Origin of the sequence: Bradyrhizobium zhengyangense (genome assembly GCF_022012555.1) — a bacterium.
GTDB lineage: Bacteria > Pseudomonadota > Alphaproteobacteria > Rhizobiales > Xanthobacteraceae > Bradyrhizobium > Bradyrhizobium zhengyangense.
Genome location: NZ_JAKLTZ010000002.1, coordinates 1,004,547 through 1,031,261, shown reverse-complemented (window position 1 = coordinate 1,031,261; position 26,715 = coordinate 1,004,547). Strand labels below are relative to the sequence as shown.

Sequence of the window (26,715 nt, the reverse complement as noted above, 5' to 3'; positions counted from 1 at the left end):
CATCAAGCTGTCATCCAAGAACTCTTGCCAAGCATGCCTCTTGCGCAGGCCGCGCGGTTCGGTCAATCGTTGCGGAACCGAGACAGGAGGGATTCATGAGCGCACACGAAAGCATGGAGCACGCCGAGCATGCCGAGCACGCATCCGGCGAGAACAAGAAGATCGCCCTGCTGATCGCGGTGCTGGCACTGTTCCTGGCGATCTCGGAAACGCTCGGCAAGGGCGCCCAGACCGAATCGATCAGCAAGAATGTCGAGGCCTCCAACCTCTGGGCGTTCTTCCAGGCCAAGAGCATCCGCCGCACCGTGGTGCAGACCGCGGCCGACCAGGGCAAGCTGACGCTGGGCGCTGCCGCCGACGACGCCATGAAGGCCGCGGTGCAGAAGCAGATCGACGAGTGGCAGAAGACCGCGGCGCGCTACCGCTCGGAGCCCGAGACCGGCGAAGGCACCGAGCAGCTCGCCGAGAAAGCCAAGGAAGCCGAGCACCAGCGCGACGAGGCGACCGCGAAATATCATCACTTCGAGCTGGCGTCGGCCGCCTTCCAGATCGGCATCGTGCTGGCATCGGCGACGATCATCACCGGCATGCTGCCGCTCGCCTGGATCGCAGGCCTTCTGACGCTCGCGGGCCTCGGCATGACCGTGCTCGGCGCATGGGCGCCGCATCTGTTGCATCTGCACGGGTGAGAGGTGAGGCAGCGAACTCGACGTTAGACCCGTCATCCCGAGGTGCGAGGAGCGCAGTGCATCAGCACTGCGCTCGGAGCCTCGAAGGAGGAGCGGCCGAGATGCAGCCGGGCCGTCGCCCTTCGAGGCTCGCCGAAGAGGCGAGCACCTCAGGGTGACGGTCATAGAGGAGCGATGGCGCTTACCGCGCCTCGCGCACGCTCTTGCGGAAGCGCTGGATCAGGCGAAGGGTGCGCGAGGACCAGCCTTCGCCGTTGCCCTTGACCAGCTCGCGGATGCGGCTCTTGACCGGATCGACGATCTCGGTCGCCTTGGCGCGCAGCCGCAGCACCAACTCGTAGAGCCGCTCGAACCAGTGCATCTCCAGCAGCTTGTCGCGCGTGACGTCGAACACGAAGGCGGTGACGCCGACGCCGAGCATCTTGGCGAACAGGAACGTGGAGACGCCGGTCAGCCAATATTCATGGGTGAGCAGCCACAGGCCGATCAGCTTGAGCGGAAACAGCGGGATGATCGGCACCACGAACACGATCAGCGTCATGGCGGGCGACAGCGCATCGACGCGGTCGGCCAGCCATTGCTTGACGCGGGCGAGCGGGATCAGTGCGACAACCCGCGCGACGATCGGCTCGAGATGGTCCCACAGCCAAGCTTCGATCAGGAAGATGATCGCCAGCAGGACCCAGACCGGTTGAAGAAGGCGGCGCAACATGTGATGTCCCGCCCGATTCGGCTCTGGGCGTGGCCTACATATGGATGGCCCGCTTGCCGACTGCAAGCGCGGCTTCCTTGACGGCCTCCGAGCGGGTTGGATGCGCGTGGCAGGTGCGGGCGAGATCCTCCGCACTGCCACCAAACTCCATGAGAACGCAGGCCTCATGGATCATTTCGCCGGCCTCGATGCCGATGATGTGCACGCCGAGCACGCGGTCGGTCTTCGCATCTGCGAGAATCTTCACGAAGCCGTCGGTGGTCTGATTGACCTTGGAGCGGCCGTTGGCGGTAAAGGGAAACTTCCCGACGGTGTAGGCGACGCCGGCCTGCTTGAGCTCTTCCTCGGTCTTGCCGACGGAGGACACTTCCGGAGTGGTATACACGACGCCTGGGATAACGTCGTAGTTCACGTGGCCGGCCTGCCCGGCGATGATCTCCGCGACCGCAACGCCCTCATCCTCGGCCTTGTGCGCGAGCATGGGACCGGCGACGACGTCGCCGATGGCATAGACGCCCTTCAGGCTGGTGGCGAAATGCGGATCGATCTGCACGCGGCCGCGCGGATCGAGCGCAACACCGGCTTCCTTCAGGCCGAGGCCATCGGTGTAGGGCACGCGGCCGATGCAGACGAGCACGACGTCGGCCTCGATCGTCTCGGCGGTGCCGCCGGCAGCGGGCTCGACCATCGCCTTCAGCGTCTTGCCCGAGGTGTCAACGCCCGTGACCTTGGCGCCGAGCTTGAACGCAAAGCCCTGCTTCTCGAGGATACGCTGGAATTGCTTTGCGATCTCGCCGTCCATGCCGGGCAGGATGCGGTCGAGGAATTCGACCACGACGACTTCGGCGCCGAGCCGCTTCCACACCGAGCCGAGCTCGAGGCCGATCACGCCGGCGCCGACGATCAGCAGCTTGCCGGGGACTTTGTCGAGCGACAGCGCGCCGGTCGAGGACACGATGCGCTTCTCGTCGATCTCGATGCCCTTCAGCCGCGCGATATCCGAGCCGGTGGCGATGACGATGTTCTTGGTCTCGATCACCTGCGACTTGCCGTCGGCGGAGACTTCGACCTTGCCGGCACTGATGATCTTGCCGGTGCCCTTGAGCACGTCGACCTTGTTCTTCTTCATCAGGAACTCGACGCCCTTGACGTTGCCGTCGATGCCCTGCTGCTTGAAGTTCATCATCGCGGGAAGATCGAGCTTCGGCGATGACACCGACACGCCCATCTTGGCGAAGGAATGCCCGGCCTCCTCGAACATCTCGGAAGCGTGCAGCAGCGCCTTCGAGGGCATGCAGCCGACATTGAGACAGGTGCCGCCGAGCGTGGCGTTCTTTTCGACCACGGCGACTTTCATGCCGAGCTGGCTGGCGCGCACCGCGCAGACATAACCGCCAGGTCCGGTGCCGATGACGACGAGATCGTAGGTAGCCATGAGAGAAAGTCCCGTGAGTTTAGCGTGATGAGGATGTGTCAGCGTCCGCGCGGCGCGTCAGCGTCCGCCGGACACATCGAGAATGGCTGAGGTGACGTAGGAGGCATCGTCCGACATCAGCCAGACGATGGCATTGGCAATTTCGTCCGCAGTGCCGACGCGCTTCATCGGCACCACATGGGCCAGGCGATGATGCCGGTCTGGCTCGCCGCCAGAGGCATGAATTTCGGTGTCGATCAGGCCGGGGCGGATCGCGGCGACCCGGATGCCTTCGGCCGCGACTTCATAGCCGAGGCCGATGGTGAAGGAATCCACCGCGCCCTTCGATGCGGCATAATCGACATAGGTGTTGGGCGCGCCGAGCTTGGCAGCAACTGACGACAGATTGACGATGACGCCGCCCTTGCCGCCGTGCTTGGTCGACATCCGCTTCACCGCTTCGCGCGCGCAGAGGATCGAGCCGGTGACATTGACGGCCAATACCCGCTGGATCCGCTCGGCCGACATCTCGTCGACGCGCACGCCGCTCTGGCCGACGATGCCGCCATTGTTGACGAGCGCACCGAGCGTGCCGAACTTGTCGGCCTCCTTGAACAGGTCGATGATGTCGCGCTCCTCCGCGACATCGCATTTCACTGCGATCGCCTTGCCGTTGCTGGCCTCGATCGTAGCTACCACTTCGTCTGCGGCCTTCTTGTTGCTGGCATAGCCGACCACGACGCGGTAACCGCGCGCGGCCGCCGCTAGCGCGGTGGCGCGACCAATGCCGCGGCTGCCGCCGGTGATGACAACGACCTTATACGTCACATCCACCTCCATGGTTCGACAGGCGCCGTCGCGAAGATCGCGACGGCGCTCGCAGAGCATCAGGGATCAGAGATCGAGCACCAGGCGCGCCGGATCTTCCAGGCTCTCCTTCACGCGAACCAGGAAGGTGACGGCTTCCTTGCCGTCGATGACGCGGTGATCGTAGGACAGCGCCAGATACATCATCGGGCGGACTTCGATCTTGCCGCCGACGACCATCGGGCGATCCTGGATCTTGTGCATGCCGAGGATGCCGGACTGCGGCGCATTCAGGATCGGGGTCGACATCAGCGAGCCGTAGATGCCGCCATTGGTGATGGTGAAGGTGCCGCCCTGCATCTCGTCGATCTTGAGCTGACCGTCACGGGCGCGGCGACCGAAATCGGCGATGCCCTTCTCGATGTCGGCGATCGACTTGTGATCGCAGTCGCGCACCACGGGCACGACGAGGCCCTTGTCGGTGCCGACGGCGACGCCGATGTGGTAGTAATTCTTGTAGATCAAATCGGTGCCGTCGATCTCGGCGTTGACGGCTGGGATGTCCTTCAGCGCCTGCACGACGGCCTTGGTGAAGAAGCCCATGAAGCCGAGCTTCGAACCGTGCTTCTTCTCGAACGCATCCTTGTAGTGGGCCCGCAGCGCCATCACGTTGGTCATGTCGACCTCGTTGAAGGTCGTCAGCATGGCCGCAGTGTTCTGCACGTCCTTGAGGCGGCGCGCGATGGTCTGGCGCAGGCGGGTCATCTTCACGCGCTCCTCGCGGGCGGCGTCATCGGCCGGAGACGGCGCGCGCACCTGCACGGCCGCGGCGGGCTGGTTGACCGGGGTCGGCGCGGAAGCCGCACGCTCGATCGCAGCCAGCATGTCGCCCTTGGTGACGCGGCCATCCTTGCCGGAGCCCGGAACGGTCGAGGCATCGATGCCGCTCTCGGCCGAAATCTTGCGCACGGACGGGGCGAGCGGCGCATCGGCCGGCGGCGCCTTCGGCGCGGCGGCAGCAGCCGGAGCGGCAGCGGCGGGCGCCGGAGCAGCAGCGGGCTTGGCGGGCGCGGCGGCAGGCTTGGCAGCGCCGGCACCGTCGGTAATCTGGCCGAGCAGCGCACCGACCGCGACGGTCGCGCCATCGGCCGCGATGATCTCGCTCAGCGTGCCGGCGGAAGGCGCCGGGACTTCGATGGTGACCTTGTCGGTCTCGAGCTCCACCAACGGCTCGTCGACGGCGACCGGGTCGCCGGCCTTCTTGAACCAGCGGCCGATGGTGGCCTCGGTGACGGATTCGCCGAGCGTCGGCACACGAATTTCAGTCATGGTCTTTTCCTTAAGGGATCGCAGTCGCGGACAGGAATTCATACGTCATGCCCTGCGAAGGCGGGGCATCCAGTACTCCGCGACGTTCGTTTTGATCACGAAGTTCACGGCGTACTGGATTGCCCGCCTTCGCGGGCAATGACAGTCTTAAAAACTTCTCAGCTCAGTGCTTCGTCCAGGAACGCCTTCAGCTGCGCCTGATGCTTGGACATCAGACCAGTGGCGGTCGCGGCGGAAGCGGCGCGGCCGACATAACGCGGACGCCGGCTCGCACCGTTCACCTGGTTCAGCACCCATTCCAGATAGGGCTCGATGAAGTGCCAGGCGCCCATGTTGCGCGGCTCCTCCTGGCACCAGATCACTTCCGCCTTCTTGAAGCGCGACAGCTCGGCCACCAGCGCCTTCAGCGGCACCGGATAGAGCTGCTCGACACGCATCAGATAGATGTCGTCGATGCCGCGCTTGTCGCGCTCTTCATAGAGGTCGTAATAGACCTTGCCCGAGCAGAGCACGATGCGGCGGATCTTGTCGTCCGGAACGAGCTTGATCGGCTCGTTCGGCAGCATCTGGGCGTCATCGTAGAGGATGCGGTGGAAGGTCGTTCCCTTCGCGAGCTCCTCGAGACGCGAGACCGCACGCTTGTGACGCAGCAGCGATTTCGGCGTCATCATGATCAGCGGCTTGCGGATCTCGCGATGAAGCTGACGGCGCAGCGCGTGGAAATAGTTCGCCGGCGTGGTCGGATAGACAACCTGCATGTTGTCTTCCGCGGACATCTGCAGGTAACGCTCCAGACGAGCCGAGGAGTGCTCCGGACCCTGGCCCTCATAGCCGTGCGGCAACAGGCAGACGAGGCCGGACATGCGCAGCCATTTGCGCTCGCCCGAGGAGATGAACTGGTCGAACACGACCTGCGCGCCGTTGGCGAAGTCGCCGAACTGGGCTTCCCAGAGCGTCAGCGTATTCGGCTCGGCCAGCGAGTAGCCGTATTCGAAGCCGAGCACCGCTTCTTCCGACAGCAGCGAGTTGATGACCTCGTAATGGCCCTGCTCGTTGCCGAGATGGTTGAACGGCGTGTAGCGGCTCTCGTCCTCCTGGTCGATCAGGACCGAGTGACGCTGCGAGAAGGTGCCGCGCTCCGAATCCTGTCCGGACAGGCGGACATGGTGGTTCTCGTTGAGCAGCGTGCAGAACGCCAGCGCTTCGCCGGTCGCCCAATCGATGCCGGCACCGGTGTCGATCGCCTTGGCACGGTTGTCGAGGAAGCGCTGGATGGTGCGGTGAACGCGGAAACCATCCGGCACCTTGGTGATCTTGCGACCGATGTCCTTGAGAACAGGCAGGTCGACGCCGGTGACGCCGCGGCGTGCATCCTCTTCCTGGTCGGCGATCTTGAAGCCGGACCATTTGCCGTCGAGCCAGTCGGCCTTGTTCGGCTTGTAGGAGGTGCCGGCCTCGAACTCGGCATCGAGTCGGGCGCGCCAGTCGGCCTTGAGCTTGTCGACCTCTCCCTCGGTGACCACGCCTTCGGCGATCAGGCGCTTGGAGTAGAGCGTGAGGGTCGAGGGATGGGCCGCGATCCGCTTGTACATCACGGGCTGGGTGAACGCGGGCTCATCGCCCTCATTGTGGCCGTAGCGGCGATAGCACCACATGTCGATGACGACAGGCTTGTGGAACTTCTGCCGGAATTCGGTCGCGACCTTGGCCGCGAACACCACGGCCTCCGGATCGTCGCCATTCACATGGAAGATCGGCGCGTCGATCATCTTCGCCACATCGGACGGATAGGGCGAGGAGCGCGAGTAACGCGGATAGGTGGTGAAGCCGATCTGGTTGTTGACGATGAAGTGCACGGAGCCGCCGGTCCGGTAGCCCTTCAGGTCCGACAGTCCGAAACATTCCGCCACCACGCCCTGGCCGGCGAACGCCGCGTCGCCGTGCATCAAGAGCGGCATCACCGAGATGCGCTGGTCCGGCGGATCGCCGTGCTGGTCCTGCTTCGCGCGCACCTTGCCGAGCACGACGGGATCGACGATCTCGAGATGCGAGGGGTTGGCGGTCAACGACAGATGGATGCGGTTGCCGTCGAACTCGCGGTCCGAGGAGGCGCCGAGGTGATACTTGACGTCGCCCGAGCCTTCGACCGCGTCGGGGTTGGCCGAGCCGCCCTTGAACTCGTGGAACAGTGCGCGATGGGCCTTGCCCAACACCTGGGTCAGCACGTTGAGGCGGCCGCGATGCGGCATGCCGAGCACGATTTCCTTTACGCCAAGATTGCCGCCGCGCTTGATGATCTGCTCGAGCGCGGGGATCAAGGCTTCGCCACCATCGAGGCCGAAGCGCTTGGTGCCGGTGAACTTGGTGTCGCAGAATTTTTCGAAGCCCTCGGCTTCGACCAGCTTCGTCAGGATGGCTCTGCGGCCTTCGCGGGTGAAGGAGATTTCCTTGTCCGGCCCCTCGATGCGCTCCTGGATCCAGGCCTTCTGCGCGGCATTGCTGATATGCATGAACTCGACGCCGAGCGTCTGGCAATAGGTGCGCTCGCAGATCGCGGTGATCTCGCGCAAGCTGCCGTATTCGAGGCCGAGCACGTGATCGAGGAAGATCTTGCGGTCGAAATCGGCTTCGCTGAAGCCGTAGGTGCGCGGGTCAAGCTCTTCGCGGTTGCGCTGGGCTTCGATGCCGAGCGGATCGAGCTTGGCGTGAAAGTGGCCGCGCATGCGGTAGGAGCGGATCAGCATCAACGCACGGACCGAGTCGCGCGTGGCCTGGAGCAATTCGGCGGAAGTAATCGCGGCGCCCTTGTCGCCCCCCTTGGCTTGCGCCTTGGCGGCGATCTTGGCGCCAACCGCCTTCTCCACTTCGGCCCAATTGCCGTCGAGGGCGGACGTCAGATCGTCCTGCGGGGTCAGCGGCCAGTTGTCGCGCTCCCAGGACGGACCCTCGGCGTTCTTCCGGACGTCGGCCGGCTGGTCGTTGAGGCTCTTGAAGAACTCCTGCCACTCGGCGTCGACCGAGGATGGGTCCTTCTCGTAGCGGGCGTAGATTTCGTCGATGTAGGTGGCGTTGGTGCCCTGCAAAAATGATGACAGGGCAAAGGCTGCGTTCGCGTCCTGGCGAGACATACTGGGTTCCTGGCGATTTCGGTTCGCGCATAACAAACGGCGCTGGCGCCGAGCTCCCCCGACAGAGGCTCGACGCGACAGGCACCCTTTACCCTATTTGCTGCGAAACTTCGCCCGGAAAAGCACGAAGGAGTGAATTAGCCTTTCAACTTTTCGGCAAGCGTGTGGCCGAGGCGGGCAGGCGACGGGGACACTGTAATCCCTGCGGATTTCATCGCCTCGGTCTTGGAACCGGCGTCGCCCTTGCCGCCGGAAATGATCGCGCCGGCATGGCCCATGCGGCGGCCGGGAGGTGCGGTGACGCCCGCGATGAAACCGACCATCGGCTTCTTGCGGCCGCGCTTGGCCTCGTCCTTGAGGAACTGGGCGGCGTCCTCCTCGGCCGAACCGCCGATCTCGCCGATCATGATGATCGACTCGGTCTTGGGATCGGCCAGCAGCATTTCGAGGACGTCGATGAATTCGGTGCCCTTGACCGGATCGCCGCCGATGCCGACCGCGGTGGTCTGGCCGAGGCCTTCCTGGGAGGTCTGGAACACGGCTTCATAGGTCAGCGTGCCCGACCGGGAGACGATGCCGACCGAGCCGGTCTTGAAGATGTTGGCCGGCATGATGCCGATCTTGCACTCGCCGGCGGTCATGACGCCCGGGCAGTTCGGTCCGATCAGGCGCGACTTGGAGCCGGCGAGCGAGCGCTTCACGCGCACCATGTCGATGACGGGGATGCCTTCGGTGATGCAGACGATCAGCGGGATCTCGGCGTCGATGGCTTCGCAGATCGCGTCGGCCGCGCCCGGCGGCGGCACGTAGATCACCGATGCATCGGCACCGGTCTTCTCGCGCGCCTCGCGCACGGTGTCGAACACCGGCAGGTTCAGATGGGTCGAGCCGCCTTTGCCGGGCGAGGTGCCGCCGACCATCTTGGTGCCGTAAGCAATCGCAGCCTCGGAATGGAAGGTGCCGTTCTTGCCGGTGAAGCCCTGGCAGATGACCTTGGTGTTCTTGTCGATCAGGATGGACATGAGGTCTGCTTTCGCGAAACTAACGGAGTGAGAGGATCAGTGGATGCGGCGATAGATGCCGGTGAGCACGTCGGCCCAGCCTTCCGCATCCGGCGAGAACTGAATCTTCAACGAGTAAGAGGCGTCGTCGATGATCTCGTAGACGTGGCGCGCATTGCCGCGGAGCGAGCCGCGCACCAGCGTCAGGGTGTTGCCGACCCACCCACCCGAGGCGGGCGAGGGCGGCGTGTAGCCGAGCGAGTCGTACCAGAACAATTTGTAGGTCCGGTCGTCGCGGTCGTAGGTGAAGAGGCCGTGGGTGGCGAAGGCCTGCTTGCCGTCGCGCATCTGCACCGAGTCCTGGATCAAATAGAACCCGTTGAGATCCATGCGCGCGACGGTACGCGAGGTGGCCGGTCCGCCTTCCGTCCAGCGCGACGGAAAGACCATCTCTTCACCATTCCATTCGCCGGCGAACGCGGCGAGACGCGCATGCTCTGCAAGTGGAGATGATGCGGAGAGATGGTCCTGGGCCATGGCCTTAGCCTCCCTTGACGGCCTTCACGATCTTCTGCGCGGCGTCGTCGAGATTGTCCGCCGGCACCACGTTCAAGCCGGATTCGCGGATGATCTTCTTGCCGAGCTCGACATTGGTGCCTTCGAGGCGAACCACCAGCGGCACGCTGAGGCCGACTTCACGAACCGCGGCCGTGACGCCCTCGGCGATCACGTCGCACTTCATGATGCCGCCGAAGATGTTGACCAGGATGCCCTTCACGTTGGGATCGGCGGTGATGATCTTGAACGCGGCCGCGACCTTCTCCTTGCTGGCGCTGCCGCCGACGTCGAGGAAGTTCGCCGGCGCCATGCCGTAGAGCTTGATGATGTCCATCGTCGCCATGGCAAGACCGGCGCCGTTGACCATGCAGCCGATATTGCCGTCGAGAGTGACGTAGTTGAGGTCGTACTTGGACGCCTCGATTTCCTTGGCGTCTTCCTCGGTCTCGTCGCGCAGCGCGAGCACTTCGGGGTGACGGAACAGCGCGTTGTCGTCGAACGACACCTTGGCGTCGAGCACGCGGAGCTGGCCCTGCTTGGTCACGACCAGCGGGTTGATCTCCAGCATCGACATGTCCTTGGCGACGAAGGCCGCATAGAGCTGCGCGGTGAGTTTTTCCGCCTGCTTGGCGAGATCGCCCGAGAGCTTCAGGGCATTCGCGACGGTACGGCCGTGATGGCCCATGATGCCGGTGGCGGGATCGACCGAGAAGGTGACGATCTTCTCAGGGCTATTGTGCGCGACGTCCTCGATGTTGACGCCGCCTTCGGTCGAGACGACGAAGGAGACGCGCGAGGTCTCGCGGTCGACCAGGATCGAGAGATAGAACTCCTTGTCGATGTCGGAGCCGTCCTCGATGTAGAGGCGGTTGACCTGCTTGCCGGCCGGGCCGGTCTGGATCGTCACCAGCGTGGCGCCGAGCATCTGCTTGGCGAATTCGGAGACCTCTGCTGCCGACTTGGCGATGCGGACGCCGCCCTTGTCGCCGGCCGAGGCCTCCTTGAACTTGCCCTTGCCGCGGCCGCCGGCATGGATCTGGCTCTTCACCACATAGACCGGACCGGGCAGCGCCTTGGCGGCGGCTTCCGCGTCAGCGGCCTTGAGAACCGGGACACCCTTGGAGATCGGTACCCCGAACTCACCCAGCAGCGCCTTGGCCTGATATTCATGAATATTCATATGGTCGCTCCCTGAACCCGCGGGCGGTGACCCCATGGGCCCACCTCAGTCTTGTGGCTGGCATACCATATACCACAGGAACTGCAACCCGGATTCTTTGATATCGAAATTGTGGACCAGACCCCACCCCGGCCAGCCGGGTCCGGAAATGAAACCGCCGAAGACCGGGTTTCGATCTTCGGCGGGAATTGTCGCGCTTAGCGGCCGAGAAGATCGGGGGCGATCTTCTTGCAGGCATCGACCAGGCCCTGCACCGCGCCGACCGACTTGTCGAAGGCCTCGCGGTCCTTGCCGGCGAGTTCGATCTCGACGACGCGCTCGACGCCCTTGGAGCCGATCACGACCGGCACGCCGACATACATGTCCTTCACGCTGTACTCGCCGTTGAGATAGGCGGCACAGGGCAGCACGCGCTTCTTGTCACGCAGATAGCTCTCGGCCATCGCGATGGCGGAGGCGGCCGGCGCGTAGAAGGCCGAGCCGGTCTTGAGCAAATTGACGATCTCGGCGCCGCCGTTGCGGGTGCGGTCGACGATCTCGTCGAGGCGCGCCTGCGAGGTCCAACCCATCTTGACGAGGTCGGGCAGCGGGATGCCGGCGACGGTGGAGTACTTCACCAGCGGCACCATGGTGTCGCCGTGGCCGCCGAGCACGAAGGCGGTGACGTCTTCGACCGAGACGTTGAATTCGTCGGCGAGGAAGTAGCGGAAGCGCGCGGAGTCGAGCACGCCGGCCATGCCGACGACCTTCTTGTGCGGCAGGCCCGAGGCCTTCTGCAGCGCCCAGACCATGGCGTCGAGCGGGTTGGTGATGCAGATGACGAACGCGTCGGGGGCGTACTTCTTGATGCCGGCGCCGACCTGCTCCATGACCTTGAGGTTGATGGAGAGGAGGTCGTCGCGGCTCATGCCGGGCTTGCGCGGCACGCCGGCAGTGACGATGCAGACCTTGGCGTTGTCGAGCGCCTCGTAGGAATTGGCGCCGGTATAGTGCGCGTCAAAACCGTCGACCGGCGAGGACTGCGCGATGTCGAGCGCCTTGCCCTGCGGCACGCCCTCGGCGATGTCGAACATCACGACGTCGCCCAGTTCTTTCAGGCCGATGAGGTGAGCCAGCGTTCCGCCGATCTGGCCGGAGCCAATCAAAGCAATCTTGTCGCGCGCCATGTGAACCTGTCCTTTAGACACGTGAGGAGGGAAAAACTGAATGGGTGGTTATCCCTTTCGCTTCCCCCGTTCAAGTCGGTGGATGCCCAATTGTCGGGCTTGGCGAGATAGCAATCAGCATACCCGATCCGTCATTCCGGGATGCGCCGACAGGCGCAGGCCCGGAATCCATCGGGCGGCTGAGTTTGTGGCGCGATGGATTCCGGGCTCGCGACTTTGTCGCGCCCCGGAATGACAGCGGTACCTTCGGCGAGAATAGGACTTAAGTCTCGACCAAGCCCTTGGTGGAGCCGCTGGCGGTGGAATCCTTGCGACCATGCGGCAGCGCCAGATAGGATTCAGAGCTCATCTCGATCAGGCGCGAGGAGGTCCGCTTGAACTCCATGGCCTCGTTGCCCTCATGGGCGAGATAGAGCGAGATCGGGTTGGCGTCGGCCGATGCCATCAGCTTCACGGCATTGTCATAGAGCGTGTCGATCAGCGTGATGAAGCGCTTGGCGGCGTTGCGCTGGGAGACGTCCATCACTGGAATATGGTCGACCAGGATGGTGTGATAGTCGTGCGCCAGCCTGAGGTAGTCGGACGCACCCAGCGGCTTCTCGCAGAGATCGGCGAAGGCAAAGCGCGCGACGCCATGGGCCGAGCACGGCACGTGCAGGATGCGGCCCTTGATCTGGATGTCGCGCGACTTGCATTTGGCATTGCCCGTCATTTTCACCCACGCGCGATTGAGCGCGGCGTCGGCATCGCCATCCGCCGGCGTCAGCCACATCGGCACGCCCTGAAGTTTTTCCAGCCGGAAGTCGGTGCGCGCATCGAGCCGCGAGACGTCCATGTGGTCGGTGATCTGCTTGATGAAGGGCAGGAACAGCGCGCGGTTCAACCCGCCCTTGTAGAGATCGTCGGGCGCGACGTTGGAGGTTGCGACCACGACGGTGCCGAGCTCGAACAGTTTTGCGAACAGGCGCCCCAGGATCATCGCATCCGCGATGTCGGTGACGTGGAATTCGTCGAAGCAGAGCAGCCAGCTCTCCTCGAAGATCGCTTGCGCGGTCAGCGCGATGACATCGCCATCAGGGATCTGTCCGCGCGCGATGCCCTGCCGATAATCGTAGATGCGTTCGTGCACATCGGCCATGAATTCGTGGAAATGCGCGCGGCGCTTGTGCTCGACATTCGAGTGCTGGAAGAACAGGTCCATCAGCATGGTCTTGCCGCGACCGACCTCGCCATGGATGTAGAGCCCGCGCGGCGCCTCGTCTTTGTCGCCACCGTTGAACAGGCGGGCGAGCAGGCCCTGCTTGCGCTTGGGGCTGTAGTTCGCGAGCCGCAGGTCGAGTGCCGCATAGGCCTCGGCGACCTCGGCCTGCGCGGCATCGGGCTCGATCGCGCCGGAGGCGATCTGGGCTTGATAGGCTTCGCTGAAGGAGGAGTTCGGGGTGGAGAGCATCGCCCTTTACCGCCAGAGACCGGCGGAAATTGCAACGACATATTGGCGCAAGGGCTTATGCGCTCCTGCCTTCGCGAACGAACTGCGCGCCGACATCCACCTGGGTGCAAGCACGGCGTCCAGGTCGCCGCACGGATCTATTGTTGCACTCCGCCATGGTAGAATATACCTATTGAGGAACCAAGGAACCTCAAATGGCGCTAAGCATCAAGGACCCTGAAACGGAGCAGTTGGCGCGAAGCCTCGCGCAATTGACCGGCGAGAACATCACGACGGCAACCAAGCGCGCCATCGAGGAGCGATTGCGCCGGCTCGGCGGACAGGCTCACAAAGACGCGCTGCTGGAGGACATGGCCGAGATCAGGCGGCGCTGGAGCGAAATGCGCGTCGTGGACGACCGCACGCCTGAGGAAATTCTCGGATACGACGACCATGGATTGCCGCGCTGATGGTGATCGATACGTCGGCGATCGTGGCAATTGCACTCAATGAAGACGATGCAGCAGATATCGAGCGACTGATCGTGGACGATCCGATCCGCCTGATCTCGGCGGCCACGGTGCTTGAGACAACGATGGTGATCGAGACGCGGCTAGGTGATGCGGGCGGGCGCGAATTCGACCTCTGGCTCGTCAAGATCGGCGCCGAGATCGTGGCAGTTGACGCCGGACAAACCGATGCGGCGCGACGTGCCTGGCGGCGCTACGGGAAAGGGCGTCACGCCGCGTCGCTCAACTACGGTGATTGCTTTTCCTACGCTCTGGCCATGACCCGCGGCGAACCGCTGCTGTTCAAGGGCGATGACTTCGCGAAGACCGATGTCAGCCGGTCAGGCGCTGTGCGCCGCGATAACGCGCCGAGGTAAAGACCTACTCACACAGCTCGTAGGCGTCCTCGACGACATACGGGCCGCCGCCTGTCGACGCGCGCGACGAGAAAAGCACGAAGCGCTCGGCCATGAAGGCCTTGCTCGGGAAGTAGCCGCGGATCGAGAGATAGTCGGCGACGTCACGGTCGGTGGCGTCGTGCAGCCGGGCCAGCGTGACATGCGGAATGAATTTGCGCCCTTCCGGATTGAGGCCGATCCGCTGCATCATGCGTTCGAGCTCGGCCTGCAGATCCATCAGCGGCTTGCTTGGTGCGATGGTGGCGACCACCGCGCGCGGCTTGCGGCCGCCGAAGCTCTGCAAGCCCTGCACCTTCACCTCGAACGGCTTGCGATCGACACGAAACAACATCGATGCGATCTCGTTGGCGGAGGCGCCATCGATATCGCCGATGAAGCGCAGAGTGACGTGATAATTTTCGGGATCGATCCACCGGGCGCCGGGGAGGCCACCTCGCAAGTTGGAAAGCGACTGGCCGATCTCGGCCGGAATTTCCAGACCAGTGAACAAACGCGGCATCGTTTCGTACTCCCGATGCTTGGGTACAGTCCTCAAGAAGCAGGACCCTATCCAAATTAGAGCCGGTGACGAATCACCGGTACCCTGATTCCTATCGCAGTTGTGTGACTCTGCGAAGTGTTGCCAAGGCTACACCGGGAAAACCCTGGGAGTCAGGGTTAGCATTGCCTGCTTTTCAACGGCGTTGCTCGCCGATCGTGCGCACGAATGCCTCCACCGTGGGCAACATCTTATCGACGACGATGTCGACACCTTCAGCGGTCGGATGAATGCCGTCGGCCTGGTTGAGCTTGGCATCGGCCGCGACGCCGTCGAGAAAGAACGGATAGAGCGGCACGTCGAACTGTTTCGCCAAATTCGGATAAATCGAATTGAAGCGCGCACCATAATCCGCGCCGAAATTCGGCGGCGCCAGCATGCCACACAACATCACGGCGATCTTGCGCGCCTTGAGACGCTGAACGATGTCGGTCAACGCCGCCCGCGTCAAGTCAGGGTCGATACCGCGCATCGCGTCATTGGCGCCGAGCTCGACGATCACGCCCTCTGTTCCCTCGGGCACCGACCATTCGAGCCGGTCGCGGCCGCCGGACGAGGTATCGCCCGACACGCCGGCGTTGGTCATGTCGACCACTATGCCTTTGGCTTGCAAGGCTTTTTGAAGCTTGGCAGGAAACGCATCCTGGGCCGGGAGGCCGAGACCGGCACTCAAGGAATCGCCGAGAACGACAAGCTTGATCGGCGTTGCCGCATCCGCCCAGGCCGGATGGGCGAGCGTCATCAAAACGAGCATCAACACGGCTATGTGCATGAACAATCCGTAACGCCTCTCGACCGCGCTATCGGAGTTGCCATATGACCGGACCATGGACAGTCGCATCGAAACCTCTTCGCTCGCCGGCACGACGCCGGACACCATCGCCATCTCCAACGTCAATCTCTCATTGGGGTCGGGGGCAGCACGCGTTCACATCCTCAAGGATATCAGCTTGCGCGTCGGCTCGGGGGAGACGATCGGGCTGATCGGCCCGTCAGGCTCGGGCAAATCCACGCTGCTGATGGTGATGGCGGGGCTGGAGCGTCCTGATAGCGGAGAGGTGGTGGTCAATGGCACGCCTTTCAATGCCCTCGACGAGGACGCGCTGGCCCGCTTCCGCGGCCGTCAGGTCGGCATCGTCTTCCAGTCCTTCCATCTGATCCCGACCATGACGGCGCTGGAGAACGTCGCGGTGCCGCTCGAGCTCGCCGGCAACCCTGATGCCAACAAGCGCGCGGCCGAAGAGCTGCAATCGGTTGGGCTCGGTGATCGCCTGCATCATTATCCGACGCAGCTCTCCGGCGGCGAGCAGCAGCGCGTGGCGCTTGCGCGCGCGCTGGCGCCCGATCCCGCCATCCTCGTTGCGGACGAGCCAACCGGCAATCTCGACGAGGCGACGGGCAAGCAGATCGTCGATCTGCTCTTCACCAAGCATGCCGAGCGCGGCATGACCCTGGTGCTGGTCACGCACGATTCCTCGCTGGCGCATCGCTGCGATCGCGTGATCCGCCTGCGCTCGGGCCGCATCGACACGCAGACGACCAAACCATGAGCGTCGCGATCGAACCGTTTGCGAAGCCGAACGGCGTCGCGCTGGCGCTGCGCTATGCCTTGCGCGAATTGCGCGGCGGCCTGCGCGGCTTTTACGTCTTCATCGCCTGCATCGCGCTCGGCGTGATGGCAATCGCCGGCGTCGGCTCGGTGTCGGCGAGCCTGAGCGATGGCCTCGCGCGCGAAGGCCGCACGCTGCTCGGCGGCGACGTGTCGTTCGTGCTGTTCCAGCGCGAGGCAAAACCCGAAGAAGTCGCCTTCCTGCGTTCGCGCGGTACAGTCTCCGTCGCCTCCACCCTGCGCGGTATGGCGCGCTCGGCCGAGGGCAAGCTCGCGCTGGTGGAGATGAAGGCGGTCGACGATACCTATCCGATGCTCGGCCAGTTGACGCTGGCACCGCCGCTGCCACTGAGCGATCTGCTCGCGGAGAAGGACGGCGCATTCGGCGCGGCCGCCGATCCGGCGTTGCTGGCGCGGCTGTCGCTCAAGATCGGCGACCGCGTCACCATCGGCTCGGCCACGTTCCAGATCCGCAGCGCCGTCGAGGCCGAGCCCGACAAGCTTGCCGGCGGCATCGGCTTTGGTCCGCGCTTCCTGATCAGCGAGGCCGCACTGCGTGCCACCGGGCTGATCCAGCCCGGCAGCCTGGTGCGCTGGGTCTACCGCGTGAAACTGCCTGACGCCGCCAACAGCGACCGCGCCACCGAGGCGTTCATCGCGGACGCGCGCAACGCCGCGCCGCAGGCCGGCTGGGAAGTGCGCAGCCGCTCCAACGCCTCGCCGCAGCTGGAACGCAACATCAGCCGCTTCACGCAGTTCCTGACGCTGGTCGGCCTCGCCGCGCTCTTGGTCGGCGGCGTCGGCGTCGCCAACGCCGTGAAGAGCCATATTGATCGCCGGCTCGAGGTGATCGCGGCCTTCAAGGCCGTCGGCGCAACGGGGCGTGACGTGTTCGGCATCTATCTCGCGCAAGTGATCCTGCTCGCCGCGATCGGCTCGGTGATTGGCCTCGCGCTGGGTGCAGCGATGCCGTTCGCCATCGTCGGCCTGTTCGGAAAGCTGCTGCCCCTGCCGGTGGTGCCGGCCGTGCATGAAGGCGAACTCGCGCTGTCCTTCGTCTATGGCCTTTTGACCGCGCTTGCCTTCGGCCTGTGGCCGCTCGGACGCGTGCACGACGTGCCGGTGGCCGCGCTGTTCCGCGACACCATCGCCGCCGAATGGCACCGGCCGCGCATGGGCTATCTCGTGTTCATGGGCGTCGTCGTCGCGCTGCTCGTTGCCGTCGTGATCGGACTGTCCTTCGACAAGCGCATCGCCGCGGTGTTCGTGGTCTCCTCCGTCGTCGTGTTCGCTGTGCTGCGCGGCGTCGCCGCGCTGCTGATGGCAATCGCGCGAAAACTGCCGCGCACGCGCTTCACCATGCTGCGGCTGGCGATCGCCAACATTCACCGGCCGGGCGCGCTGACGCCGTCGGTCGTGCTGTCGCTCGGCCTCGGTCTCGCGGTGCTCGTCACCATCACCCAGATCGACGGCAATCTGCGCCGGCAGTTTTTGGCCGCGCTGCCCGACCGCGCGCCGTCGTTCTACTTCATCGACATTCCGAGCACGCAGGCCGCTCCCTTCGACGACTATCTGCGCCAGATCGCCCCGGGCGCCAAGGTCGAGGACGTGCCGATGCTGCGCGGGCGCATTGTCGCCGCCCGCGGCGTCCGCGCCGAGGATCTCAAGCCCACGACGGACTCCGAATGGGTGCTGCAGAGCGACCGCGGCCTGACCTATACCGGCGAGGTGCCGAAGGGCTCCAAGATCGTCGAGGGCGAATGGTGGGGCGCGGACTATTCCGGCCCGCCGCTGGTCTCGATGGAGAAGAAGATCGCCGACGGCCTCGACCTCAAGCTCGGCGACGAGATCGTGGTCAACGTGCTCGGCCGCGACATCCCGGCGAAAATCGGCAATCTGCGCACCATCGACTGGCAAGGTCTCGGCATCAATTTCGTGCTGGTGTTCTCGCCGAACGCCTTCAAGGGCGCGCCACACACCCACATCGCGACGCTGACCGAAGCCTCAGGCGATGCGACCGGCGACGGCAAGATCATCAAGCAGGTTGCGGACGCCTACCCGATGGTGACGAGCGTACGCGTGCGCGAGGTGATGGAGACGGTCGGCGCGGTCGTGACCAACCTCGCGCTCGCGATCCGCGGCGCCAGCGCCGTGACGCTGATCTCCGCGATCCTGGTGCTGGGCGGCGCACTCGCCGCCGGCCATCGCCACCGCGTCTACGATGCGGTGATCCTGAAGACCCTTGGCGCGACGCGGTTGCGGCTGCTCGGCGCCTATGCGCTCGAATATCTGCTGATCGGGCTTGCCACCGCGGTGTTCGGCGTGATCGCCGGCAGCATCGCGGCCTGGATGATCGTGACGCGGCTGATGACATTGACCTTCGTCTGGCAGGCCGCAAGCGCGGCAGGCGTGGTGGCCGCCGCCCTCGTCGTCACCGTCGGGCTCGGTCTTGCTGGAACACTGCTGGCGTTGAACAAAAAGCCCGCCACAGTGTTGCGGAATTTGTGACAAAAAGTAGCGGCTGGCCGCGCGGGACCGGAATCACGGGATTTCGGCGGTTAACCACGTCAGCTTGTCAGGCTCACGTCAGGATTGCACCGCAAGGGCGACATTCGGCCGCGCGTGGACCGTTGCAGCGAATGTGTTAGTTTCCCACATATCGGATGGGTTCGGAGTCCCGATTGTTAGCCAAAATTAATGTCGGCGGACATCGGTATCCGAGATAGAATTGACGAACCGGCGGCATGGCAACCCCTGTGCCGGACCGGGCAACCAACGGGAATTCGACCATGTCGGACCTAGACCGCAATTACGCTTCTCCTTTCGGTAGGGCCGCCGGGCGTGTTGACGCCGCGACGGTCGACGCCGGTCTGCGCGCCTATATGCTGCGCATCTACAATTACATGAGCATCGGCCTGGCCATCACCGGCCTCGCCGCGCTCGGTGTCTACATGGCTGCCGTGACTGACGTTCCGACCCCGGAAGCCGTCCGCGTCGGCAAGCTGTTCCTGACGCCGTTCGGCTACGCGATGTTCGTGAGCCCGCTGAAATATCTGTTCATGCTGGCGCCGCTCGCCATGGTGTTCGTGATCTCGGCCGGCATCAACCGTCTGGCTCCCTCGACCGCCCAGATCCTGTTCTGGGTGTTCTCGGCGCTGATGGGCATCTCGCTGTCCTCTATCTTTCTGGTGTACACGCACACCTCGATCGTGCGGGTGTTCTTCATCACCGCGGCGACCTTCGGCGCGCTGAGCCTCTACGGCTACACCACCAAGCGTGACATGAGCGGCATGGGCTCGTTCCTGTTCATGGGCCTGATCGGCATCATCATCGCGAGCCTGGTGAACCTGTTCCTGGCCAGCACCGCGCTGCAGTTCATCGTGTCGGTGGTCGGCGTGCTGGTGTTCGCGGGCCTCACCGCCTGGGATACCCAGCGGCTGAAGAACGACTACATCTACGGCTACGCTTCGGCCGGCGGTGACATCGCAGAGCGTGCGGCGATCTCGGGCGCACTGTCGCTCTACTTGAACTTCATCAACCTGTTCACGCTGCTGCTGCAGCTCCTCGGCCAGCGCGACTAAGCGCAAGACGTCGAGGGAACGGACACGAACCCCGGCCGCAAGGCCGGGGTTTTTGTTTGCCCGTGGCCACTCCTCATCGTAGCGAGCGCAGCGAAGCAATCCACAGTCCCTCCGCGGATGCATTTCTGGATTGCTTCGCTGCGCTCGCAATGATGGGTGTGGCAGCAGCGTTGCCTCTTCCAGCCGCCGGGAGGACGCTCTAATCTTGCCCCATGTCCGCACCCGAAATCAGGCCGACGATCGAGGCCGACCTCCCCGCCATCACCGCCATCTACCAGCAGGCCGTCCGCGAGGGCACCGCGACGTTCGAGCTGGAGCCGCCTGACCTCGCCGAGATGACGCGCCGCTATCGCACGCTGGTCGACGGCGGCTATCCCTATTTCGTGGCCATCCTCGACGGTCGCGTGGCCGGCTACGCCTATGCCGGCGCCTATCGGCCGCGTCCGGCCTATCGCTTCACGGTCGAGAACTCGATCTATCTGGATCCCAGCTTCCACCGCCGCGGCATCGGCTCAAAGCTGCTGGAGCGGCTGATCAGCGAATGCGAGGCGCGCGGCTTCCGCCAGATGATCGCCGTGATCGGCGATTCCGCCAATGCCGGCTCGATCGGCGTGCACACCAGAGGCGGCTTCAAGATGATCGGCACGCATCCCAATGTCGGCCTGAAGTTTGGCCGCTGGCTGGATACGGTGATGATGCAGCGCGATCTCGGCGAGGGCGCGAAGACGGTGCCGGGGAAGTAGGTCCGGGGCGCGCGAAGTCTCTCGGTGGGCAAAGCGTAGCGTGCCCACGGTCTGTGGCGATAGAGAAGGTTCGTGGGCCGGCGCAAGAACGCCTTTGCTGACCCTACGGCAGCGATCGTGTAGTTAGACCACCGCCAGCTTCCGATCGATCACCAACAGCACGCGCTCGAGCTCGTGGCCGCGGCGCAGGATCAGGCCGGTCGCGGAGATCACGCTGTACATGCCCTGCTTGCGCGCGAGCCGCGGATCTTTCTCGATGCGGTAGATCGGCACTTCGGAGGCGCGGCGATAGACCGAGAACACCGCGCGGTCTTTCAGGAAGTCGATGGCATAGTCGCGCCACTCGCCGTCGGCGACCATGCGGCCATAGAGATTGAGAATTCGGTGCAGCTCGAGCCGGTTGAACGTCACCCGGCCGGGTTGGGCATTCGCAGCGGCAGGGCGCGCCACTGCGCGCTGCTCGCTCGGATCGGCATCCTCCGACGTCAAGCTCATGGGGCGCCTCCTCATCGCTCAGCATGATCCACGTCCGCGAAGACCGTCCCCGGAGCCGCGGATCATGACATCTGCATGATCGCGCCAACTGTTCCCCGCCGCAAGGGCCTCTTGCAAGCCCCATGCGGACCGGGGTTCACCTCGCCAACGGCCAGCGAATCATGACACACGCAACGGTGGAACTTCTCAGCGGCAAACCGTCACGGGATCGTTAGCAGGAATCACAGGATCGCCGCTTTTCCGCCCACCGCCTGCCGCCCTGCATTGCGAAAAGACTCGCGTGCGTTGACCCGGTCCTTTCGGTTCCGGATTCCTCAGCCCCCAGCCCCCCGGGGTCGAACAGGATCGGGTCTGTACGCGCGACAAGGAGGGCCAACGCGAGTTGGTCCTTTTTTGTTTGTGGTGGGATGTGTCTGCCTCCCGTCATTCCGGGGCGCGCCGCTTGGCGCGAACCCGGAATCCATCGATCCAATCATCGCGATGAGAAATGGATTCTCAGGTGCGCAATTGCACACCATAGCTCGCGCTTCGCGCGCCCCGGAATGACAACGACTAATTTTTCAGAGAGATCTGACGCGCGCTTCAGTGCAGCGACGTGTACGCCGCGCCGAGCATTGGGCCAGGCTTCTCGCGGCTGCCGTCCTGGACGTAGACCACCGCGCCGTCGACGCCATCGCGCGACGTCAAATTCTCGATCGGTACCGTCCAGCTTTCCGGATGTCCGTGCCAGTCGCCGACCTTGAGCAAATTGCGTACGACATTGTGGTAGGTGATCTGCTGCCCGCGGTTCTCACCGCGACTGATCTCGATCGGCACCGATTTCACGATCGAGCAGATCCAGACCTCGCCATGCGAGACCGTCGGCTCCTTGCTCGCCGCGACGGACACATTGATCTGCTTCCCCGCGAGCGACATCGTCACCGGCACGCTCATGACGCCGGTGCCCGCGTCGGTCTTGTCGATCGCGTTTTCGATGCCGGAGCGGTCGCTGCCGATGACGTGCGCGGCGCCGTTGACCACCACTTGCGGCGTATAGACTTCGCGGTCACCACGCATACGCGAATAGGCGCGCTGCCGCGCCGAGAAACGTGAATCCGCCAGCGTATCCTTCCAGCCGAGATAGTCCCAATAATCGATCGGCATGCTCAGCGCGATGATCGAGGGATCCTTGGCGAGATCGCCGATGACCTTGTCGGCAGGCGGGCAGGAGGAGCAGCCCTGGGAGGTGAAGAGCTCGACCACGGCGCGGGGATCGGCCTGGGCCGGACGGATGACGGCGACGATGGCGCAGATGCCGAGTGCTCCCGACCAGAATGCTCCGGACCACCGCGAAACGAAATTGGAAGCCATCATGCCAGTCATGTTGAAGGTCACACACGTCGCTCGTTGGGGGAAGATCTTATCGCCTGATGATCACCGTAGTCTTACGGGCGCGGTACATTCAACCGTCCAGCACAGGATTCTGCCGGACGGGCCCATCTGAAACATACCGCAAAACGTACGAAGGCGGCCTTGTGATAGGCCGCCTTCGTTTAACCTTCTACTCACGTCGCGGTGAGCCACCGTTCACAAATTCGCGCGCTAAAGTGCGCCGAGCGCACTTTAGTTTGTTGTCGGAGCATGATCTTTCCGGAAAACCGCTGCACACTTTGCGCTAACGCGGCCCTGCGGGTCCGGATCATGCTCTAGGCCGCGAGCTTGCGCAGCACATAGTGCAGAATGCCGCCATTCCGGTAGTAATCGAGCTCATCCAGCGTATCGATGCGGCAGAGCAGCGAAACGCGCTGCAACGAACCATTGCCGGACACGATCTCCGCGGTCAGCTTCTGGCGCGGCTTGAGATCGCCGACCAGGCCCCGCAGCGTGACCTTCTCGTCGCCCTTCAGGCCAAGCGACGACCAGGAGGTGCCTTCCTCGAAGGTCAGCGGCAACACGCCCATGCCGACCAGGTTGGAGCGATGGATGCGCTCGAAGCTCTGGCAGATCACGGCGCGAACGCCGAGCAGGCGCGTGCCCTTCGCTGCCCAGTCGCGCGAGGAGCCGTTGCCGTATTCAGCGCCGGCGAACACGACGAGCGGCACCTGCTCCTGCTGGTACTTCATCGCGGCGTCGTAGATCGACATCTGCTCGCCGTCGGGCCAGTGCTTGGTCAGACCGCCCTCAGGGATGTTTCCGTCCGCGCCCTTCAGCATGAAGTTCTTGATGCGGATGTTGGCGAAGGTGCCGCGCATCATCACTTCGTGGTTGCCGCGACGCGTGCCGTACTGGTTGAAGTCGGCCGGACGCACCTGGTGCTCGCTGAGATATTTTCCGGCGGGCGAGGTGAGCTTGATCGAACCGGCCGGCGAGATGTGGTCGGTGGTGATCTTGTCGCCGAACATGGCGAGGATGCGCGCCTCGACGATATCGGTGACCGGCTCCGGCTGCTTCTTCATGCCTTCGAAATAGGGCGGGTTCTGCACATAGGTCGACGACATGTTCCAGCGATAGGTCTCGCTCTCGACCGTCTTGATCTTGCGCCAGTTGGTGTCGCCCTTGAACACGTCGGCATACTTCTTCTTGAAGATCGACGCGGTCACGAACTTCTTCATGAAGGCGTTGATCTCCTTCGTCGTCGGCCAGATGTCCTTCAGGTACACCGGCTTGCCGTCCTTGCCTTCGCCGAGCGGCTCGACCGCGAGGTTCTTGGTGACGCTGCCGGCGAGCGCGTGGGCAACGACCAGCGGCGGCGAGGCCAGGTAGTTCGCCTGCACGTCTGGCGAGACGCGGCCTTCGAAGTTGCGGTTACCGGACAGCACCGCCGCGGCGACGATGCCGTTGTCGTTGATCGACTTCGAGATCTCCTCCGGCAGCGGACCGGAATTGCCGATGCAGGTGGTGCAGCCGAAGCCGACCAGGTTGAAGCCGACCTTGTCCAGATCCTTCTGCAGACCGGAATCGGCGAGATAGCCGGCGACGACCTGACTGCCCGGAGCCAGCGAGGTCTTCACCCACGGCTTGGCCTTGAGGCCCTTCGCAGCGGCGTTACGCGCCAAAAGGCCGGCACCGATCAGCACGCTCGGGTTCGAGGTGTTGGTGCAGGAGGTGATGGCGGCGATGACGACGTCGCCGTGACCGATCTCGTAGTCCTTGCCCTCGACGGCGAAGCGCTTGTTGGGCTCGTCGGCCTTCTTGTACTCGGTGCCGAGCGCGAGCGAGAAACCTTCGGCGACCGACGGCAGCGCGATGCGGCCTTCGGGACGCTTCGGGCCGGCCATCGACGGCACCACTTCGGCGAGGTCTAGCGTCAGCGTTTCCGTGAACACCGGATCGGCCGACTTGGCGGTACGGAACAGCCCTTGCGCCTTGGCATAGGCCTGCACCAGCGCAACGCGTGGTGCCGCACGGCCGGAGGTTTTGAGGTAGTCGATCGCAGCGGCGTCAACAGGGAAGAAGCCGCAGGTCGCGCCATATTCCGGCGCCATGTTGGCGATCGTCGCCTTGTCGGCAACGGAAAGATTGTCGAGGCCAGGGCCGAAGAACTCGACGAACTTGCCGACGACGCCGAGCTTGCGCAGCATCTGCGTGACCGTCAGCACGAGGTCGGTCGCGGTGACGCCTTCCTTCATCGCACCCTTCAGCTTGAAGCCGACGACGTTGGGCAGCAGCATCGACAGCGGCTGGCCGAGCATGCAGGCTTCCGCCTCGATGCCGCCGACGCCCCAGCCGAGCACGGCGAGACCATTGACCATGGTGGTGTGGGAGTCGGTGCCGACGAGCGAGTCAGGATAGGCGACCTCGAAGGTGCCGGTCTTCTTGCCGACCGTCATCTTCTCCTTCTTGGTCCACACCGTCTGGGAGAGATATTCGAGATTGACCTGGTGGCAGATGCCGGTGCCGGGCGGCACGACCGAGAAGTTCGAAAACGCCTTCTGGCCCCATTTCAGGAACTCGTAACGCTCCTGGTTCTGCTTGTACTCTTCGGTGACGTTCTTGGCGAAGGCCTTGTTGTCGCCGAAGAAATTCACGATCACGGAGTGGTCGATGACGAGGTCGACCGGCACCAGCGGATTGATCTTCTCGGCATCACCGCCGAGCTTCTGCATGGCGTTGCGCATGGCGGCCAGGTCGACCACGGCCGGAACGCCCGTGAAATCCTGCATCAGCACACGGGCCGGGCGGAAGGCAATCTCATGCTCCAGCGACTTCTTGCGCAGCCACTTCGAGACGGCGACGATGTCCTCTTTCTTGACCGAGCGGCCGTCCTCGTTGCGGAGCAGGTTCTCGAGCAGCACCTTCATCGAATAGGGGAGTTTCGAAATTCCCTTCAAACCATTCTTCTCGGCCGTGGGCAGGCTGTAATAGACATAGGTCTTGGCGCCGACCTTGAGGGTCTTTTTGCATTTGAAGCTGTCGAGCGAGGTCATGTAGGAAATCCCAATTGTTAGACATACCCGGCAGGGTATTTTAACACCGTCAGCGTAGCAGGCTGGATCGCTTGCAGGGGCAGGTTGAGTTGCTGCATCAAGTAGTTCCGGGCTTATAGAAGCTTTCTAACCGCGCCGCCACAGCCACAACAGTACCGAGCAAGTCGCGAGCCAAAAATTCTGATGCGCTACCCCAAGATTTCCTGAGGCCCGGCTGTGAACGGGTTGGTACCAGTCAAGATGCAGCTGGCCGGACGCGGCGTGACTTGCGTGCGCGGCGGCCGCGAGGTGTTTTCCGGGCTCGATTTCGAGGCTGTTGCCGGCGAGGCCGTGGCGGTCGTCGGCCGCAACGGATCGGGCAAGACCTCGCTGCTCAGGCTGATCGCGGGGCTGCTCATTCCGGCCGGCGGCACGATCGTACTGGACGGGGGCGACGCCGACATGACGCTGCCCGAGCAGTGTCACTATCTCGGCCATCGCGATGCCCTGAAACCGGCGCTGAGCGTGGCTGAAAATCTGTCATTCTGGGCGGAATTTCTGGGCGGCGAGCGCTGTGACGCGGCGGAAAGTCTCGCCACCGTCGGGCTCGACCATGCCACCGATCTGCCCGCGGGCTTCCTGTCGGCGGGACAGCGCCGCCGGCTGTCGCTGGCCCGGCTGCTGACGGTCCGACGGCCGGTCTGGCTGCTGGACGAGCCGACCAATGCGCTGGACGTCGCCGGACAGGACATGTTCGGCGGCCTGATGCGCGAGCATCTGGCAAGGGGCGGGATGATCGTCGCCGCCACCCATGCGCCGCTGGGGATCGACACGCGCGAGCTGCGGATCGGGGGGACGGCATGAGGTGGCGCGACCCTCAGCTTTTCGAACGGCCCGGCGCCGCTCTCTCCGTTCCCTCCCCCCTTGTGGGGTCCGAGGCGAGCGAAGCTCGCTCTCGAGGTCAGGGAGGGGGGTGTCACACGGGGACTCTCTCGGTCGATCGAAGTTTTTCTCTGCTCCCAA

General features: G+C 64.0%; 23 protein-coding genes. 8 read left to right on the top strand and 15 right to left on the bottom strand.

Annotation, left to right across the window (positions count from 1 at the left end; all coding sequences use genetic code 11):
• The first annotated feature begins 95 nt into the window (after nucleotides 1-95).
• Nucleotides 96-689: a DUF4337 domain-containing protein gene (locus tag L6639_RS10135; protein WP_237861225.1), complete on the top strand. Its 594-nt coding sequence runs from the start codon at nucleotides 96-98 to the stop codon at nucleotides 687-689.
• A gap of 181 nt (nucleotides 690-870) precedes the next feature.
• Here L6639_RS10135 and L6639_RS10130 read toward each other — a convergent pair whose 3' ends face one another.
• From L6639_RS10130 to zapE, 10 genes are all read right to left on the bottom strand, one after another.
• The gene (locus tag L6639_RS10130; protein WP_237861224.1) at nucleotides 871-1,401 is read right to left on the bottom strand and encodes a hypothetical protein; all 531 of its coding nucleotides are present in this window, start codon (nucleotides 1,399-1,401) and stop codon (nucleotides 871-873) included.
• A 34-nt stretch (nucleotides 1,402-1,435) separates the two neighbouring features.
• Entirely contained in the window at nucleotides 1,436-2,836 is a 1,401-nt protein-coding gene (lpdA, locus tag L6639_RS10125; protein ID WP_237861223.1) for a dihydrolipoyl dehydrogenase, read from the bottom strand.
• Between the two features lie 57 nt (nucleotides 2,837-2,893).
• Entirely contained in the window at nucleotides 2,894-3,655 is a 762-nt protein-coding gene (locus tag L6639_RS10120) for an SDR family oxidoreductase (RefSeq protein WP_249798157.1), read from the bottom strand.
• 54 nt (nucleotides 3,656-3,709) lie between these two features.
• Complete coding sequence (odhB, locus tag L6639_RS10115; RefSeq protein ID WP_237861221.1) at nucleotides 3,710-4,951, bottom strand: 2-oxoglutarate dehydrogenase complex dihydrolipoyllysine-residue succinyltransferase; 1,242 nt, start codon at nucleotides 4,949-4,951, stop codon at nucleotides 3,710-3,712.
• 158 nt (nucleotides 4,952-5,109) lie between these two features.
• Entirely contained in the window at nucleotides 5,110-8,079 is a 2,970-nt protein-coding gene (locus tag L6639_RS10110; protein WP_237861220.1) for a 2-oxoglutarate dehydrogenase E1 component, read from the bottom strand.
• A 137-nt stretch (nucleotides 8,080-8,216) separates the two neighbouring features.
• Nucleotides 8,217-9,101, bottom strand: coding sequence for a succinate--CoA ligase subunit alpha (gene sucD, locus L6639_RS10105; RefSeq protein ID WP_092234007.1), 885 nt, complete (start codon nucleotides 9,099-9,101; stop codon nucleotides 8,217-8,219).
• A 36-nt stretch (nucleotides 9,102-9,137) separates the two neighbouring features.
• Nucleotides 9,138-9,617, bottom strand: coding sequence for a DUF1579 family protein (locus L6639_RS10100; protein WP_237861218.1), 480 nt, complete (start codon nucleotides 9,615-9,617; stop codon nucleotides 9,138-9,140).
• A gap of 4 nt (nucleotides 9,618-9,621) precedes the next feature.
• Nucleotides 9,622-10,818: an ADP-forming succinate--CoA ligase subunit beta gene (sucC, locus tag L6639_RS10095; RefSeq protein WP_237861217.1), complete on the bottom strand. Its 1,197-nt coding sequence runs from the start codon at nucleotides 10,816-10,818 to the stop codon at nucleotides 9,622-9,624.
• 197 nt (nucleotides 10,819-11,015) lie between these two features.
• The gene (mdh, locus tag L6639_RS10090; protein WP_128949093.1) at nucleotides 11,016-11,984 is read right to left on the bottom strand and encodes a malate dehydrogenase; all 969 of its coding nucleotides are present in this window, start codon (nucleotides 11,982-11,984) and stop codon (nucleotides 11,016-11,018) included.
• Nucleotides 11,985-12,246: 262 nt separating this feature from the next.
• Nucleotides 12,247-13,434 (bottom strand): cell division protein ZapE, encoded by a 1,188-nt coding sequence (zapE, locus tag L6639_RS10085; RefSeq protein WP_237861216.1) that lies wholly within the window; start codon nucleotides 13,432-13,434, stop codon nucleotides 12,247-12,249.
• 194 nt (nucleotides 13,435-13,628) lie between these two features.
• Here zapE and L6639_RS10080 point away from each other — a divergent pair, with 194 nt between their 5' ends.
• Nucleotides 13,629-13,883 carry a type II toxin-antitoxin system VapB family antitoxin gene (locus L6639_RS10080; protein ID WP_237861215.1) on the top strand — a complete coding sequence of 85 codons (255 nt, stop codon included), beginning with the start codon at nucleotides 13,629-13,631 and terminating at the stop codon, nucleotides 13,881-13,883.
• Nucleotides 13,883-14,299 (top strand): type II toxin-antitoxin system VapC family toxin, encoded by a 417-nt coding sequence (locus L6639_RS10075; RefSeq protein ID WP_237861214.1) that lies wholly within the window; start codon nucleotides 13,883-13,885, stop codon nucleotides 14,297-14,299. The genes L6639_RS10080 and L6639_RS10075 overlap by 1 nt, the downstream gene beginning before the upstream one ends.
• 4 nt (nucleotides 14,300-14,303) lie before the next feature.
• Here L6639_RS10075 and thpR read toward each other — a convergent pair whose 3' ends face one another.
• Together thpR and L6639_RS10065 are read right to left on the bottom strand one after the other, a co-directional pair.
• The gene (gene thpR, locus L6639_RS10070) at nucleotides 14,304-14,840 is read right to left on the bottom strand and encodes an RNA 2',3'-cyclic phosphodiesterase (protein ID WP_237861213.1); all 537 of its coding nucleotides are present in this window, start codon (nucleotides 14,838-14,840) and stop codon (nucleotides 14,304-14,306) included.
• A gap of 175 nt (nucleotides 14,841-15,015) precedes the next feature.
• A complete protein-coding gene (locus L6639_RS10065; RefSeq protein WP_237861211.1) occupies nucleotides 15,016-15,651 on the bottom strand; it encodes an arylesterase in 636 nt (211 codons plus the stop codon).
• A 55-nt stretch (nucleotides 15,652-15,706) separates the two neighbouring features.
• Between L6639_RS10065 and L6639_RS10060 the strand changes: the two genes are divergently transcribed.
• From L6639_RS10060 to L6639_RS10045, 4 genes are all read left to right on the top strand, one after another.
• A complete protein-coding gene (locus L6639_RS10060) occupies nucleotides 15,707-16,429 on the top strand; it encodes an ABC transporter ATP-binding protein (RefSeq protein WP_237861210.1) in 723 nt (240 codons plus the stop codon).
• A complete protein-coding gene (locus tag L6639_RS10055) occupies nucleotides 16,426-18,996 on the top strand; it encodes an ABC transporter permease (RefSeq protein ID WP_237861208.1) in 2,571 nt (856 codons plus the stop codon). The genes L6639_RS10060 and L6639_RS10055 overlap by 4 nt, the downstream gene beginning before the upstream one ends.
• A 281-nt stretch (nucleotides 18,997-19,277) precedes the next feature.
• Nucleotides 19,278-20,069 carry a Bax inhibitor-1/YccA family protein gene (locus tag L6639_RS10050; RefSeq protein ID WP_234684314.1) on the top strand — a complete coding sequence of 264 codons (792 nt, stop codon included), beginning with the start codon at nucleotides 19,278-19,280 and terminating at the stop codon, nucleotides 20,067-20,069.
• A gap of 212 nt (nucleotides 20,070-20,281) precedes the next feature.
• Nucleotides 20,282-20,812 (top strand): GNAT family N-acetyltransferase, encoded by a 531-nt coding sequence (locus tag L6639_RS10045; RefSeq protein WP_237861207.1) that lies wholly within the window; start codon nucleotides 20,282-20,284, stop codon nucleotides 20,810-20,812.
• 123 nt (nucleotides 20,813-20,935) lie between these two features.
• On the opposite strand, the gene L6639_RS10040 is transcribed toward L6639_RS10045, so the two are convergent.
• From L6639_RS10040 to acnA, 3 genes are all read right to left on the bottom strand, one after another.
• Nucleotides 20,936-21,307 (bottom strand): DUF2794 domain-containing protein, encoded by a 372-nt coding sequence (locus L6639_RS10040; RefSeq protein WP_237861206.1) that lies wholly within the window; start codon nucleotides 21,305-21,307, stop codon nucleotides 20,936-20,938.
• A 582-nt stretch (nucleotides 21,308-21,889) separates the two neighbouring features.
• Nucleotides 21,890-22,669 (bottom strand): DUF1223 domain-containing protein, encoded by a 780-nt coding sequence (locus L6639_RS10035; protein WP_237861318.1) that lies wholly within the window; start codon nucleotides 22,667-22,669, stop codon nucleotides 21,890-21,892.
• Nucleotides 22,670-22,992: 323 nt separating this feature from the next.
• Nucleotides 22,993-25,713, bottom strand: a complete 2,721-nt coding sequence (gene acnA, locus L6639_RS10030; RefSeq protein WP_237861205.1) for an aconitate hydratase AcnA — start codon at nucleotides 25,711-25,713, stop codon at nucleotides 22,993-22,995.
• A 240-nt stretch (nucleotides 25,714-25,953) separates the two neighbouring features.
• On the opposite strand from acnA, the gene ccmA reads away from it, so the two are divergent.
• Nucleotides 25,954-26,556 (top strand): heme ABC exporter ATP-binding protein CcmA, encoded by a 603-nt coding sequence (gene ccmA, locus L6639_RS10025; protein ID WP_237861204.1) that lies wholly within the window; start codon nucleotides 25,954-25,956, stop codon nucleotides 26,554-26,556.
• Nucleotides 26,557-26,715: the final 159 nt, after the last annotated feature.

Bases quoted from the DNA above. Each gene is read 5' to 3' on its own strand.
- L6639_RS10135 (WP_237861225.1), top strand. From the start codon at position 96: ATGAGCGCACACGAAAGCATGGAGCACGCCGAGCATGCCGAGCACGCA.
- L6639_RS10130 (WP_237861224.1), bottom strand. From the start codon at position 1,401: ATGTTGCGCCGCCTTCTTCAACCGGTCTGGGTCCTGCTGGCGATCATC.
- lpdA (WP_237861223.1), bottom strand. From the start codon at position 2,836: ATGGCTACCTACGATCTCGTCGTCATCGGCACCGGACCTGGCGGTTAT.
- L6639_RS10120 (WP_249798157.1), bottom strand. From the start codon at position 3,655: ATGGAGGTGGATGTGACGTATAAGGTCGTTGTCATCACCGGCGGCAGC.
- odhB (WP_237861221.1), bottom strand. From the start codon at position 4,951: ATGACTGAAATTCGTGTGCCGACGCTCGGCGAATCCGTCACCGAGGCC.
- L6639_RS10110 (WP_237861220.1), bottom strand. From the start codon at position 8,079: ATGTCTCGCCAGGACGCGAACGCAGCCTTTGCCCTGTCATCATTTTTG.
- sucD (WP_092234007.1), bottom strand. From the start codon at position 9,101: ATGTCCATCCTGATCGACAAGAACACCAAGGTCATCTGCCAGGGCTTC.
- L6639_RS10100 (WP_237861218.1), bottom strand. From the start codon at position 9,617: ATGGCCCAGGACCATCTCTCCGCATCATCTCCACTTGCAGAGCATGCG.
- sucC (WP_237861217.1), bottom strand. From the start codon at position 10,818: ATGAATATTCATGAATATCAGGCCAAGGCGCTGCTGGGTGAGTTCGGG.
- mdh (WP_128949093.1), bottom strand. From the start codon at position 11,984: ATGGCGCGCGACAAGATTGCTTTGATTGGCTCCGGCCAGATCGGCGGA.
- zapE (WP_237861216.1), bottom strand. From the start codon at position 13,434: ATGCTCTCCACCCCGAACTCCTCCTTCAGCGAAGCCTATCAAGCCCAG.
- L6639_RS10080 (WP_237861215.1), top strand. From the start codon at position 13,629: ATGGCGCTAAGCATCAAGGACCCTGAAACGGAGCAGTTGGCGCGAAGC.
- L6639_RS10075 (WP_237861214.1), top strand. From the start codon at position 13,883: ATGGTGATCGATACGTCGGCGATCGTGGCAATTGCACTCAATGAAGAC.
- thpR (WP_237861213.1), bottom strand. From the start codon at position 14,840: ATGCCGCGTTTGTTCACTGGTCTGGAAATTCCGGCCGAGATCGGCCAG.
- L6639_RS10065 (WP_237861211.1), bottom strand. From the start codon at position 15,651: ATGCACATAGCCGTGTTGATGCTCGTTTTGATGACGCTCGCCCATCCG.
- L6639_RS10060 (WP_237861210.1), top strand. From the start codon at position 15,707: ATGGACAGTCGCATCGAAACCTCTTCGCTCGCCGGCACGACGCCGGAC.
- L6639_RS10055 (WP_237861208.1), top strand. From the start codon at position 16,426: ATGAGCGTCGCGATCGAACCGTTTGCGAAGCCGAACGGCGTCGCGCTG.
- L6639_RS10050 (WP_234684314.1), top strand. From the start codon at position 19,278: ATGTCGGACCTAGACCGCAATTACGCTTCTCCTTTCGGTAGGGCCGCC.
- L6639_RS10045 (WP_237861207.1), top strand. From the start codon at position 20,282: ATGTCCGCACCCGAAATCAGGCCGACGATCGAGGCCGACCTCCCCGCC.
- L6639_RS10040 (WP_237861206.1), bottom strand. From the start codon at position 21,307: ATGAGCTTGACGTCGGAGGATGCCGATCCGAGCGAGCAGCGCGCAGTG.
- L6639_RS10035 (WP_237861318.1), bottom strand. From the start codon at position 22,669: ATGACTGGCATGATGGCTTCCAATTTCGTTTCGCGGTGGTCCGGAGCA.
- acnA (WP_237861205.1), bottom strand. From the start codon at position 25,713: ATGACCTCGCTCGACAGCTTCAAATGCAAAAAGACCCTCAAGGTCGGC.
- ccmA (WP_237861204.1), top strand. From the start codon at position 25,954: ATGCAGCTGGCCGGACGCGGCGTGACTTGCGTGCGCGGCGGCCGCGAG.